We start from the raw sequence: 14,811 nt of genomic DNA, 5'->3' as shown, positions 1-14,811 counted from the left end.
TCGCAATGCCAAGCAATGGTTGTCATAAAGTACATAACATAGAATACTACTTTTCATTTGAAAAAGCAAGTATATTCTTTTCGCTCACAAAATATTCTTGGGCTGTTTTCTTATCTTTTGCGATTTGTTCAACTAACTCATCAATACCGTTGAATTTCTTTTCTGCTCTTATACGCATATGCCACTCTACTGTAACATTTTGATCGTATATATCTTTGTTAAATTCAAATAAATGCACTTCAATTGATAATTGACGCTCATCTTCTTTAAAAGTCGGTTTATATCCAATATTACATACACCATCGTACCATTCATCGTGAACTTTTAATCTCACTGCATAAACACCTACAGGTGGCAATAAATACTCATCACTTAAACCTACATTAGCTGTTGGAAAACCAATTTGACGTCCACGTTTGTCGCCGTGTATAACTGTTCCCGCTACAGTATAGGCTCTACCTAAAATAGATGGAATTTGCTCCATTTCGCCATTTCGAATTAACTTTCGTAATGCTGTAGAACTTACTTTCTCTTCTTGAAATTCAACTTTTTCAATCACAGTCTGTGTAAACTCCCCTCTTGCATGAAATGGTAAAGTCTCCATCTTTCCTTTTCCTAAACGTCCATATGAATAATCAAACCCTGCTACTACATGCTTTACATTTAAACCAATAATATAATCATCTACAAATTGTTGCGGTAATAACCCTGCAAATGATTCATCAAATTTAATTACATATAATATATCGATTCCTAAGCTTTCGACTATTTTTTCTTTATCGCGCATCGGTGTAATATACTCCACATGCGCATCCTTTTTTCCTAAAACAACAGATGGATGAGGATGAAATGTCATAACTGCACTTTTATATCCTCGGTCGTCCGCTATTTTTTTCGCAGTTCGAATTACACATTGATGTCCTAAATGAATGCCATCAAAAAATCCTAATGCCATTACAGTAGGTGGTAATTCTAATTTATTTTGTTCATGTGGATGAGTTAAATGAATAAGTTTCACGCTTGAATTCACCTTTTTCTGTAATAATCCTTCCAATAATTCATTATAGCTTTAGTTCTTGATTATTCACAAGTACTTTCATCGGCTTTAACATACCAGGATGTTTCGGATGATGTTCATAAATTGCTAAGCAACGATCATTTTTATCAAACACTGTAATAAATGGTGCTGTTATTTCTAATTCATTTTTTAAGAACATACCATTCTTTATTTTCTCTGCTTGCTTTTCATCTACAACCATTTTTGGAAACTTACTTAATGCTTCATCAATTGAAATGAAGATAGACTCTACTGTTCCATTTTGCACGTTTTCTTCAATTTCTTCAAATGATATGCAATCTTCTAATAAAAATTCACCAGATGCCGTTCTTATAAGGTGCGACATATGTGATGGGAAACCAAGTTTTTCCCCGATCATTACAGCTAACGTTCTTACATATGTTCCTTTACTACACGTTACACGGAAACGGAATGAAATATTTTCTCCTTCAAAAACTTCACGATCATCAAGTAATATGAATTCATGAATTGTAATTGTACGAACTGGACGTTCCACCTCTTGCCCTGCTCTTGCATATTCGTATAATTTTTTCCCGTTTACTTTTACAGCCGAGAACATTGGTGGCATTTGTTCAATCGTGCCTGTTAATTCCGCAAGGACTTTCTCTACTTCCTTACGAGTAATAGTACGATCTACATTTTTCGTTTCAACAACCTCACCAGAAGCATCTTCAGTTGTCGTTGAAAACCCTAATGTTACTTCACCTTCATATGTTTTCGTTTCACTTGTTAAAAATTGTGCAATTTTCGTTGCTCTTCCAACGCAAATTGGTAATACTCCTGTTACATCAGGGTCTAATGTTCCCGTATGACCAATTCTCTTTTCTCGCAATATCTTTCTTAATTTAAATACACAATCATGTGATGTCATGCCTTTTGGCTTATGTAATAATACTACACCTTCCATATATGTTCACCTCATCATAATTCTCTCGTAGTAAATATCCAAAACTTATTTTGCATTGAAAAAATGGATAGACAAATGTCTATCCATTATTCTTCACGTTTACCGTCTTTATTAATTTCATGTAAAAGTGTATCAATTCGATGACCATATCCGATAGACTCATCAAACTCAAAGGTAATTTCTGGTGTTTTACGAAGACGAATACGTTGGCCAATTTCTGAACGAATAAAGCCTTTTGCCTTCGCTAAACCTTTTAAAGTATTTTCTTTCTGTTCTTCATCACCTAAAACAGAAATATATACTTTAGCAATTTGTAAATCACCACTCACTTGTACATCAGTTACTGTAACAAATCCAATACGTGGGTCTTTAATTTTACGACTGATAATGTCGCCTAATTCTTTTTTCATTTGCTCGCCCACACGGTTCGCACGTAATTTCATAACTCTTCACCTCATTCAATACCATTCCAAATGTGTTATTGTACGTTCAATTTCAGGAAATGAATCGATGTACTCAAGTACACGATTCATTTCTTTCTCACAGATAACACGATTTGAGGATACGGAAACAATTGCAATTTCTGTACGTTGCCATACATCTTGGTGCCCAACTTCAGAAACAGCTACATTATAGCGCTGTTTTACACGAGTTAACACACGTTGTAAAATTGCACGTTTCTCTTTTAAAGAATGCACATCGTAAATCATACACTCGAATGAGAGTGAAGCGATAATCATCGCTTCACTTCTTCCATAATGTACGCTTCAATGATGTCCCCTTCTTTAAGATCATTATATCTCTCAATTGTAATACCACACTCATAGTTTTGTGCAACTTCTTTTACGTCGTCTTTGAAACGTTTTAACGTATCAAGTTGTCCTTCGAAAATTACTACGCCGTCACGGATAATACGTACGCCACTATCACGCGTAATTTTACCGTCTGTTACGTAACAACCTGCGATTGTTCCAACTTTTGTTACTTTAAACGTTTGACGAACTTCTGCTTGACCGATTACTTTTTCTTCGAATTCTGGATCAAGCATACCTTGCATAGCTGCTTCAATCTCTTCGATTACTTTATAAATAATACGGTGTAAACGAATATCAACGTTCTCTAATTCAGCTGTACGCTTCGCGTTCACATCTGGACGTACGTTAAATCCAATTACAATTGCATTAGATGCAGAAGCTAAAATGATATCAGATTCTGTAATCGCACCTACACCAGTGTGAATGATTTTAACTTTTACGCCTTCAACATCAATTTTACGAAGTGATGCTGCCATCGCTTCAACAGAACCTTGTACGTCTGCTTTTACGATTAAGTTAATTTCTTTTACATCGCCCTCTTGGATTTGTTGGAATAAATCTTCAAGGCTTAATTTAGATTTCTCACCACGTTGTGCAACTAACGCTTCTTGTGCACGTGATTCACCAATTTGACGAGCTTTCTTCTCATCAGCAAATGCCATGAAACGATCTCCAGCCTGTGGTACTTCGTTTAAACCAGTAATTTCAACAGGAGTTGATGGACCAGCAACTTTTACACGACGACCAATATCACTTACCATTGCACGAACACGTCCGAATGAAGTTCCAACAACGATTGGATCTCCAACTCGAAGCGTACCATTTTGAACAAGTAATGTCGCGATAGTTCCTTTACCTTTATCAAGCTGTGCTTCGATTACTGTACCAGTTGCATAGCGGTTTGGATTTGCTTTATATTCTTCTACTTCACTTACAAGAAGGATCATTTCTAGTAAGTTGTCAATGCCTTCGCCTTGAATTGCAGAAATTGGTACGAAAATAGTATCTCCGCCCCAAGCTTCTGGAACTAATTCATATTCAGTTAGTTCTTGCATTACGCGATCAGGGTTTGCAGCTGGTTTATCCATTTTATTCACAGCAACAATAATTGGTACTCCTGCTGCCTTCGCATGGTTAATTGCTTCAACCGTTTGTGGCATAACACCGTCATCCGCTGCAACAACAAGGATTGTAATATCCGTTACTTGTGCCCCACGAGCACGCATCGTTGTAAATGCTGCGTGACCAGGTGTATCTAAGAATGTAATCTTCTTATCGTTTACTTCAACTTGATATGCACCGATATGCTGAGTAATTCCACCCGCTTCGCCTGCAGTTACTTTTGAGTTACGAATAGAATCCAGTAATGTTGTTTTACCATGGTCAACGTGTCCCATGATTGTAACTACAGCTGGACGTTCTTTTAAGTTCTCTTCATCATCTTGCTCATCAATGAATGTTTCAAACTCAGTCTCGCTTACAATTACTTCTTCTTCTACTTCAATACCGTAGTCGTTAGCAATTAACTCAATTGTATCTTTATCCAAGTCTTGGTTAATTGTTGCCATAATTCCAAGCATGAAGAGCTTCTTAATAATTTCAGATGGCTCTTTGCTTAATTTTTTAGCAAGATCTCCTACTGTAAGGCTTCCAGAGAAAGTAATTTTATCTGGTGTTTCTACAATTTGAGTTTGTTGTCTACCAGCAAAGTTCTCTTGACGTTTGTCTTCGTTTCCTTTGCCTTTTTTCTTTTTCTTATTGCTGTTCTTTTTACTGCGAACAACTTTTTCTTCTACTTCAAACTCATCTGCAACAGAAGGTTTTTCAGTTTGATATTCATTATCTAATTTATTTACTACTTCATCGTCTAACATTGTCATATGATTCGAAACCTCGATATTCATTTCTTTTAGTTTTGTCATAAGATCTTTACTTGAGATATTATGTTTTTTTGCATATTCATGCACTCGAATTTTACTCATACCTTCACCCCCGGTAATTTGTATCGAGCATGCTACGCAGCTTTTTCGCAAAGCCTACATCTAACACAGCTACAACGACTCGCTCATCTCTCCCAATCGCATGCCCTAATTGTTGTCGATTTTCGACCTTTCTCATTGGTACGTTGTAGTACGTAGTTTTATCTGTGATGCGTTTTGTAGTATTTACTGACGCATCTTCAGATAGCAATACAAGTTTTGCTTTGCCACTTCGTACTTCTTTTAAAACGAGTTCTTCACCCGAAATAATTTTCCGAGCCCGGTTTGCTAGTCCTAAAAACGATTTCCAATCGGACACTTATTTCGACTCCTTCTCAACAAGCTCAAGAAGCTCTTCATATAAAGAACCGTCGATTTTCGCTTTTAGATGATGTTCCAAAACATTTTTCTTTTGAGCTTGAAGAATGCTCTCCTTGTCCTTCGACAAGTAAGCACCTCGTCCTGATTTTTTCCCAGTTAAATCAATGGACACTTCTCCCTCTTTGGAACGAACAATGCGAACGAGCTCTCGTTTTGATTTCATTTCTTGCGTTGCAACACATTTTCGTAACGGAACTTTTCGATTGCTCATACTCATCACCTCTATTCGATTTCGTCTTCCACTGAATCGAATCCAAATGCGATTACCCTATCTTCTTCTGTTACAATACCAAGTTGTTTCGCATCAGACTCACTCTTAATATCAATTTTCCAGCCTGTTAATTTAGCTGCAAGACGTGCATTTTGTCCACGCTTACCGATAGCTAATGATAACTGGTGGTCTGGAACAACTACTGTTGTCGCTTTTTCTTCTTCATCTACAAGTACTTTAACAACTTGTGATGGGCTTAATGCATTTGCAACATATTCAACTGGATCATTTGACCAGCGGACGATGTCAATTTTTTCACCTTTTAATTCGTCTACAATGCGTTGTACACGTTGCCCTTTTGGTCCTACACAAGAACCAACTGGATCAACATCAGTGTTCTCTGCATATACAGAGATCTTAGAGCGATCGCCAGCTTCACGTGCTACAGAACGAATTTCTACAGTTCCATCATAGATTTCAGGAACTTCCATTTCGAATAAACGTTTTAAAAGACCAGGATGTGTACGTGATACGTAAATTTGTGGTCCTTTTGTCGTTTTTTCTACTTTCGTAATGAATACGCGAATACGATCATGTGGTTTGTATTGCTCATTAGGCATTTGCTCACTTACAGGTAATAAAGCTTCTACTTTTCCTAAGCTTACATAGATGAAACGAGCATCTTGACGTTGTACAATACCTACCATAATATCTTCTTCACGGTCACTAAACTCAGAGTAAATAACACCGCGCTCTGCTTCACGCACTCGTTGTGTGACAACTTGTTTTGCAGTTTGTGCTGCAATACGACCAAAGTCTTTTGGTGTTACTTCAATTTCTAGTACGTCACCATCTTGGTAGTTTGGATTAATTTGTCTTGCTTCCTCTACAGAAATTTCAAGACGTGGATCAAACACATTGTCTACTACGTCTTTACGTGCTAAAACTTGAATTGTTCCCACTTCTGGGTTAAAGCTCACACGAACGTTTTGTGCTTGATTAAAATTGCGCTTATAAGCAGAGATTAAAGCTGCTTCAATCGCATCAATAATAATGTCTTTGCTAATGCCTTTTTCAGATTCTAATACGAGCAAAGCATCTAATAACTCAGTGCTCATGAAGATCCCCCTTCTAACTAAAACGTAACAGCAAGTCGCGCATTTGCGACTTTATCCATCGAAATTTGGATTTCTTTTTTACGTGTTTTAATTGTTAATAATAATGTTATTGTTGTACCATCGTAAGAAAGCAGTTTTCCTTCAAACATCTTTTCACCATCAATCGGCTCATATGTTTTAATTGCCACTTGTTTTCCTACCGCTTGCTGGAAGTCTTTTTCTTTCTTTAATGGGCGTTCCGCTCCAGGAGATGATACATCCAAAAAGTAAAGATGAGGAATTGGATCCTCTTTATCTAAAGCTTCGCTTAAACGTTCACTTACCGCACCGCATTCTTCAATGTCGACTCCCTTTTCAGAATCGATGAATACGCGTAAGAACCAGTCTTGTCCTTCTTTCACATACTCTACATCTACAAGTTCAAGATTTAACTCTTCAACGATCGGCTGCGCAAATGCTTCTACAACTTCTGTGACTTTCTTATCCATAAACAGCCTCCTTCCTGCCGTCATGTACCATTTAAAAGAAGAAGACCCCGCCACTTTAAAAACGGTCTATCTTATTCTTTCTCGTTAGCTAACAAAAGCCCCTGCTGTTCAGCAGGGATTATCTGTCTTAGTATTACCAAATTTAAGAAGTAAAACTTGTAACAAAATATGTATATACGACAGAAATCTTTTACCTATCTACGTAGAGAAAACATAGATAGTAACACGAAAGAGTGGGTTTCCCCACTCTTTTCTTTACACAATATACATGACATGGTTATCTCGGTTAATAGTATATCATAGGAAATGTTGATTTGCAAAGACTTTTCCTACCTACTAGAACAGTGATAACTGGTTTTGATCCGGTAAATCTCCTAAACAACCTTGACTATCTAAATACTCAATAATTGTTTTCGAGACCTTACTACGCTGCTGCAAGTCCTCTTTTGATAAGAAGTCTCCATTTTTACGTGCTTCCACAATACTTAAAGCTGCGTTTGTACCAAGACCAGGTACCGCATTAAATGGAGGAATTAATGTGTCTCCATCAATAATAAATTCTGTTGCATGTGAGCGGTATAAATCCACCTTTTGGAATGAGTATCCTCGCTCACACATTTCAAGTGTCATTTCTAGTACTGTTAATAAACTTTTCTCTTTCGGCGCTGCATCCAATCCTTTTTGAGCAATTTCATCAATTCTTGCACGTATAGATGCTGAACCTTTCGCCATTGCCTCTACATCAAAATCATCTGCACGAACTGTAAAATATGCGGCATAGAATAACAGTGCAAAATGTACTTTAAAATATGCGATACGTACAGCCATAAGTACGTAAGCAGCCGCATGGGCTTTAGGGAACATGTATTTAATCTTCTTACATGAATCAATATACCAACCTGGTACATTATTATTTTTCATGTCTTCTTCCCATTCTTCCGGTACACCTTTACCTTTACGAACCGACTCCATGATTTTGAAGGCTAATGATGGATCTAGACCTTGATAGATTAAATATACCATGATGTCATCACGACAACCGATAACTTCGCTCAGCGTACATGTACCGTTATAAATTAACTCGTTTGCATTACCAAGCCATACGTCAGTACCATGTGATAGTCCAGAAATTTGGACTAACTCTGAGAATGTCGTCGGTTTTGTCTCTTCTAACATCTGTCTTACGAATTTTGTACCAAACTCTGGTATACCAAGTGTACCTGTTTTACAGTTAATTTGCTCTTCTGTTACCCCTAACGATTCTGGACCAGAGAAAATTTTCATTACTTCTGGATCATCCGTTGGGATTGTTTTCGGATCAATACCACTTAAATCTTGTAACATACGAATAACGGTCGGATCATCGTGTCCTAGTATATCAAGTTTTAATAAATTATCATGAATCGAGTGGAAATCAAAATGCGTTGTTCTCCATTCAGCACCAATTGAATCAGCTGGGTACTGTATTGGTGAGAAATCAAAGATATCCATGTAATCTGGCACAACGATAATACCGCCTGGATGCTGTCCTGTTGTACGTTTTACACCGGTACACCCTGCTACTAAGCGATCAATCTCTGCATTTCGAATCGTTAAGTTATGATCATTTGCATAACCTTTTACATATCCGTAAGCAGTTTTTTCCGCAACTGTACCAATCGTTCCTGCACGATATACATAGTCTTCACCGAACAGTACTTTCGTATAGTTATGGGCACGTGGTTGGTATTCCCCGGAGAAGTTCAAATCGATATCGGGCACCTTATCTCCTTTAAATCCAAGGAACGTTTCGAAAGGAATGTCATGTCCATCTTTTACATATGGAATATTACAAGCAGGACATTCTTTATCTGGTAAGTCAAAACCAGAACCTACAGAACCATCATTAAAGAATTCTGATTGCTTACACTTCGGACATACATAGTGTGGTGGTAATGGGTTTACTTCTGTAATTTCCATCATCGTTGCAACAAATGATGACCCTACCGATCCACGCGAACCTACTAGATATCCGTCTACTAACGATTTTTTCACAAGCTTATGTGAAATTAAATAAATTACGGCGAATCCATGCCCAATAATACTTTTTAATTCTTTTTCTAAACGTGCTTCTACAATTTCCGGTAGTTCTTCACCATAAATGCTACGCGCCATTTTATAACTCATATCACGCGTTTCATCATCAGCACCTTCAATTTTCGGTGTGTATAGATCGTCTTTTACTGGATGCACATCACCAATTAATGACGCAATCTTTTGTGTATTTGTTACAACAACTTCTTTCGCTTTGTCTTCACCTAAGAATGAAAAACATTCTAACATTTCATCAGTTGTACGGAAATGTACTGGCGGTAATGAATGTCGATTTAACGGATTGGCTCCGCCCTGCGAACTGACTAAAATTTTACGATACATCGCATCCTCAGGGTCTAAATAATGCACGTTTCCTGTAGCAACAACTGGTTTATCTAACGTCTCACCTAGTTTTACTAAGTTAGAAATAATTGTTTTTAATTGACCTTCGTCTCGAACAAGCTCACGTTCTACTAAATGACGCAACACCTCTGGAGGCATTACTTCAATGTAATCATAGAACTGGGCAATTTCTTCTACCTCTTCAGGTGCCTTTTGCATCATTGCCTCGAACACTTCACCTTTATCACAAGCCGTTCCTACTAAAATCCCTTCACGATATTTTTTTAATAGTGATCTCGGCACACGTGGTACACGGTAAAAGTAATTAAGGTGAGAATATGAAACAAGTTTATATAAATTTTTCAATCCAACATCTGATGTGGCAAGTAACGTCATATGACTTGGACGGCCACGCTTATACGCATCCCCTTGTCCCATGCTATCATTTAATTGATCGTGATATTCAAATCCCTTTTCAATTACGTCTTTCAACATTTTCACAAGTAAATATCCCGTCGCTTCTGTATCATAAATCGCACGGTGATGTTGTGTTAATTCAATATCAAGTTTTTTACACATCGTATTTAATCGATGATTTTTCATTTCTGGGAATAAAAATCGTGCAAGTTCTAACGTATCAATAACTGGATTATTCGTTTTTTCTAGTCCAGCCTTTTTAAAACCTACGTTAATAAAGCCCATATCAAAGCTCGCGTTATGGGCAACAAGTGTATGGTCGCCCATCCATTCCTCAAACTTTTTAAACACTTCGTCCACTTCAGGTGCATCAGTTAACATATCATCCGTAATACCTGTCAATTCAATAATCGTCGCTGATAATGGTTGATGTGGATTTGCGAAAGATTCAAAGCGATCAATAATTTCGCCACCCTTTACTTTTACGGCAGCCAACTCAATGACTGTATCGTATACAGCTGATAAACCTGTCGTCTCAACGTCGAAAACAACATACGTTTCCTCTGCAAGTAAACGATGCGCTTCGTTATACGCTATCGGTACACCATCATTAACTAGATTTGCTTCTACACCATATATAACTTTAACACCAGCCTTCTTCCCTGCAGAATACGCCTCTGGGAAGGACTGAGCCACGGCATGATCTGTAACCGCAATAGCCTCATGTCCCCATTTACCAGCTTGAGCAACAAGCTTAGAAACTGGAGTGACAGCGTCCATTTGACTCATCGGAGTATGGAGATGCAGCTCTACTCGTTTTTCGCCTTCTGGTGCTTTATCTTTACGAGACGGTCCTGTTATTTCATTAATATCATTTGCAATCATTACTAAATCTCGAACGAATGTATCATTTTGAACAGAACCACGCGCTTTCACCCACATTCCTTTTTTCAAGGATTGCAGCATTGGAATATCTTCTTTGTCACGTGAGAACATTTTGATCATAATAGAATCCGTATAATCCGTTATTTTTAAAGTTAATAACGTACGCCCACTACGAAGCTCTTTTGTTTCTACATGGAAGACATATCCTTGAACCGTTTTTCTTCTTTCTTCATCTTGAATTTCTCGCATCGGTGTAATCTCTTCATCTGGCTTAATAAGATACCCGAGTGTAATCGGTCCTTCATACACAACGCTGCTTTCTTCAGCTTGCTTCTTCGCCATTTCTTCCATAGCTTGTATAACACGCTCACGGTCTTCTTGCTGCGTTTGTTCACGAAACTTTTGCATTTCTTCTGTATTTTGCTGTATATGTGTGTCTAACTGAAAACGCGGGAATCCAAAAACTTCGTATTGATCCCCTACTGGTTTCGCAACGTTTTTCTTTAAAGCCGTAGACTCCAGCTCGTTATTTACATTTATTAGCAACTTCACTCCATTCACCTGTGGAAGCTGCTTCTTTAAGTATGCGAACATAGGTGAAAATGTAATTCGTTCCGTACAAAGCGGCCAATACGCCCTCACTTCTTCTTCTGTAAATTGTTTATTCTCTGTTTCTAATGCAAATGTTGTTCTTGCAATATGAGAAAATGATTGCTTAAGCTTTGTTTCTAGCAATTCATATAATTCTGTAGGCAAAATACGTGGCACTTGTAAATCAAAATGCCAACTTTTATTCGCTTTATCAATAACGAGCCTTTCAATACCACCGCCTTGTAAATATTGATTTATAAGGTCGTCTGGTATTTGCAACTGCTGGAGCAAAATTTGAAATCGCTCTTGTTGTTCATTTGTTAAAGACATAAGCACTCTCCTTCCATTTGCTATTATAAATTGAAACGTACCACAAAGAAAGATTTCTCACCTCTTCTTTTACAAAATACGTTTACAAAGAAAGAGAAGGTACCCCATTACGAGGTACCTCTTCTTATTTTAAAATATTTGCAATATATGTTTGAAGTTCTTCTACTTTTACTTCTTCAGACTCACCTGTAGCACGTACTTTCACTTCTACAATACCTTCGTCTGCTTTTTTACCAACTGTAACACGAACTGGAAGACCGAATAAATCTGCATCTGCAAATTTAACACCTGCACGTTCTGCACGATCGTCTAATAACACTTCATAGCCTTGTTCTTGTAATGAGTTGTAGATATTTTCACCCATTTCACGTTGTGCATCAGATTTCATATTTACTGGAATTACATGCACATGGAACGGTGCTACCGCTTTTGGCCAAACTAAGCCGTTCTCATCGTTAAATTGCTCTGCAATTGCTGCTACTGTACGAGATACACCGATACCGTAACAACCCATAATAAGTGGTTGTGTTTTTCCATTTTCATCTAGGAATGTTGCGTTCATTGCTTCACTATAACGAGTTCCTAATTTGAATACATGACCAACTTCAATTCCGCGTGCGAAAAGAATTGTTCCGTTTCCATCTGGAGATTGGTCTCCTTCTTGAATAAAGCGTAAATCTGTATATTGACTTACTTTAAAGTCACGTTCTGGATTTACATTTACATAATGGAACCCTTCTTCATTCGCTCCTGAACATCCGTTAACAATTGATGCTACAGCGTGATCAGCAATAATTTCGATATCACCTGTTACATTAATCGGTCCTAATGAACCAACTTCACAATTTAATAATGCTTTTACTTCTTCATGAGAAGCAAGCTCAACAACTGAAGCGCCGTATACATTTTTCACTTTCACATCGTTTACTTCGTGATCACCACGAACAAGTACAACTACTAATTTCTCATCTACTTTAAACACCATAGACTTAATGCACTTGTCAGCTGCAATGTTTAAGAATGCAGATACTTCTTCAATTGCTTTTTGGTCTGGTGTTGCTACTTTTTCAAGTGCTTTTTCTGCTTCGTCACTCTTCGTATACGTAGCTACAACAGGAGCCATTTCGATGTTTGCTGCATAATCAGATGTGTCAGAGTATGCAATTGTATCTTCACCAACATCAGATAATACCATAAATTCATGTGTATCTTTTCCGCCCATTGCTCCAGAATCAGCAATAACTGCACGGAAATTCAAGCCACAGCGAGCAAAAATGTTAGAGTATGCTTTATATAAGCGATCGTATACTTCATCTAAGCTCTCTTGTGTAGCATGGAAAGAGTATGCATCTTTCATTAGAAACTCTCTTCCACGTAATAAGCCGAAACGAGGTCTTTGCTCATCACGGAATTTTGTTTGAATTTGGTATAATGTTAACGGTAATTTTTTATATGATTTCACTTCATCACGCACAAGATCCGTAATTACTTCCTCATGTGTCGCTCCTAATGCGAATTCACGAGCGTTACGATCTTTCATACGCATTAATTCAGATCCGTAAGAATACCAACGACCTGATTCTTGCCATAATTCTGCAGCTTGCATAGCTGGCATTAATAATTCTACAGCTCCTGCGCGCTCCATTTCTTCTCGAACGATACGTTCTACTTTGTGTAATACTTTTAATCCAAATGGTAGAAAGCTATAAATACCAGAAGCATTTTGACGCATAAAACCTGCACGAAGTAATAGCTGATGACTCTTAATTTCAGCATCAGCTGGAACTTCACGTAATGTAGGACTGAATACCATACTTTGTTTCATTTATTTGCACCTCTTCATTTTACTCTTACACGCAGTAAAACCCCTCACCTCGAGTTAGGTGAGGGATTTTATTCTACGAGCTCTATTTCATTATAAGTTTCACTTTATTTTACAAGAAAAACTTACGAATGTCATTCCAAGTTACAACTAACATAAGTAACATTAATAATGCAAAACCAATAAAGTGAACCATTCCTTCTTTTTGGCGATCAATTGGTTTCCCTCGTAACGCTTCAATTAAGAAGAAGAATAAACGGCCACCATCTAAAGCAGGAACTGGTAATAAATTAAATAAACCAAGATTAATGCTTAGAACTGCAGCTAAACTTAGTACACGCGTAAACCCATAATCTACAACTTGATCTGTTAGATTATAAATTCCTACTGGACCTGACAACTCATTAATAGAAAATTGACCAGTTACTAATTTCACAAGAGACTCAAAAATTAGTTTCGTCCATTGGTACGTTTGTTCAAAACCTGATTTAATAGAACCCATCACTGTTTTCTCTACAGGAGAATAAACACCGATCCTACCAACTTCGTCTTTTCCTTCTTTATCGAGTGTTGGCGTTACTTTCACATTAAACTGTTCATTATCACGCTTTACTTGTAACGTAATTTCTTTATTTGGGTTTTCACGTACAATAGTAACAACATCTTTCCATGTACTTGTGTTTTTCCCATCAATAGCTTGAATTGTATCATTCTCTTTCAATCCAGCTTGCTGTGCTGCACTGTTATCCATCACTTTTCCGACCATTGGTTTGTCAATAGGGACCCCTTGTACAAATCCAAGAATCACAAAAATAACAAATGCTAAAATGAAGTTCATTGCAGGACCCGCAAAGATTGTTAAAGCGCGTTGCCCTAGTTTTTTCGAGCCAAATTGTCTATTATACGGGGCAATTTGAATTTCTTCCCCCGCAGTAATAATACGAGCCTTTTCATTCACTCGGAATGTTTGAAGCTCTTCCTCGTACTCTTCATAGCCCGAAATTGTTAAATTATGCTCCAAATCAGCTTGTTCGACTTCAATAACACGAACATTTGGATACTTTTCATATCCATCAAAAACTAATTTCACAACTTCGTCTTTTTCATTTAATACAAGGCCAACCTTTTTCCCAGGCTTTAACTCAACTGTGTCCGCATCCTCGCCAGCCATTCTTACATAGCCACCAAGGGGCAGTAATCGAATCGTATACACCGTTTCATTCTTTTCAAATGAGAATATTTTCGGACCAAAACCAATCGCAAACTCGCGGCATAAAATACCTGCTCTTTTTGCGAAATATAGATGCCCTAGCTCATGGAAAAATACGAGTGCACCGAAAATTAATATAAAGGCAATCGCTGTATTCAATTCCA

12 protein-coding genes are annotated in these 14,811 nt (G+C 37.5%); all 12 read right to left on the bottom strand.

Features of this window, described 5'->3' with window-relative positions; all coding sequences use genetic code 11:
- Positions 1-46: 46 nt before the first annotated feature.
- On the bottom strand, positions 47-1,018 hold the full coding sequence (gene ribF / locus EBQ15_RS20435; RefSeq protein ID WP_000766702.1) for a bifunctional riboflavin kinase/FAD synthetase: 972 nt from the start codon (positions 1,016-1,018) through the stop codon (positions 47-49).
- A 43-nt stretch (positions 1,019-1,061) separates the two neighbouring features.
- Entirely contained in the window at positions 1,062-1,985 is a 924-nt protein-coding gene (gene truB / locus EBQ15_RS20430; RefSeq protein WP_000399348.1) for a tRNA pseudouridine(55) synthase TruB, read from the bottom strand.
- A gap of 86 nt (positions 1,986-2,071) precedes the next feature.
- The gene (gene rbfA, locus EBQ15_RS20425) at positions 2,072-2,428 is read right to left on the bottom strand and encodes a 30S ribosome-binding factor RbfA (RefSeq protein ID WP_000776437.1); all 357 of its coding nucleotides are present in this window, start codon (positions 2,426-2,428) and stop codon (positions 2,072-2,074) included.
- Between the two features lie 15 nt (positions 2,429-2,443).
- Positions 2,444-2,725 carry a DUF503 domain-containing protein gene (locus EBQ15_RS20420; RefSeq protein ID WP_000582363.1) on the bottom strand — a complete coding sequence of 94 codons (282 nt, stop codon included), beginning with the start codon at positions 2,723-2,725 and terminating at the stop codon, positions 2,444-2,446.
- Positions 2,722-4,782 carry a translation initiation factor IF-2 gene (infB, locus tag EBQ15_RS20415; RefSeq protein WP_000036343.1) on the bottom strand — a complete coding sequence of 687 codons (2,061 nt, stop codon included), beginning with the start codon at positions 4,780-4,782 and terminating at the stop codon, positions 2,722-2,724. The genes EBQ15_RS20420 and infB overlap by 4 nt, the downstream gene beginning before the upstream one ends.
- 4 nt (positions 4,783-4,786) lie before the next feature.
- Positions 4,787-5,098: a YlxQ family RNA-binding protein gene (locus tag EBQ15_RS20410; RefSeq protein WP_001286524.1), complete on the bottom strand. Its 312-nt coding sequence runs from the start codon at positions 5,096-5,098 to the stop codon at positions 4,787-4,789.
- Positions 5,099-5,371, bottom strand: coding sequence for an RNase P modulator RnpM (gene rnpM / locus EBQ15_RS20405; protein WP_000071127.1), 273 nt, complete (start codon positions 5,369-5,371; stop codon positions 5,099-5,101).
- 11 nt (positions 5,372-5,382) lie between these two features.
- Complete coding sequence (gene nusA, locus EBQ15_RS20400) at positions 5,383-6,489, bottom strand: transcription termination factor NusA (RefSeq protein ID WP_000102603.1); 1,107 nt, start codon at positions 6,487-6,489, stop codon at positions 5,383-5,385.
- Between the two features lie 17 nt (positions 6,490-6,506).
- Complete coding sequence (rimP, locus tag EBQ15_RS20395; RefSeq protein WP_000359096.1) at positions 6,507-6,977, bottom strand: ribosome maturation factor RimP; 471 nt, start codon at positions 6,975-6,977, stop codon at positions 6,507-6,509.
- Between the two features lie 336 nt (positions 6,978-7,313).
- Positions 7,314-11,615, bottom strand: a complete 4,302-nt coding sequence (locus EBQ15_RS20390; RefSeq protein ID WP_000060005.1) for a PolC-type DNA polymerase III — start codon at positions 11,613-11,615, stop codon at positions 7,314-7,316.
- A 124-nt stretch (positions 11,616-11,739) separates the two neighbouring features.
- Positions 11,740-13,440, bottom strand: coding sequence for a proline--tRNA ligase (locus tag EBQ15_RS20385; protein ID WP_000814299.1), 1,701 nt, complete (start codon positions 13,438-13,440; stop codon positions 11,740-11,742).
- Positions 13,441-13,549: 109 nt separating this feature from the next.
- Complete coding sequence (gene rseP, locus EBQ15_RS20380) at positions 13,550-14,806, bottom strand: RIP metalloprotease RseP (protein ID WP_001090243.1); 1,257 nt, start codon at positions 14,804-14,806, stop codon at positions 13,550-13,552.
- Positions 14,807-14,811: the final 5 nt, after the last annotated feature.

Source organism: Bacillus sp. 2D03, from assembly GCF_003946765.1.
Classification (GTDB): Bacteria; Bacillota; Bacilli; order Bacillales; family Bacillaceae_G; genus Bacillus_A; species Bacillus_A cereus.
This window is presented reverse-complemented; position numbering and strand designations above follow the sequence as displayed.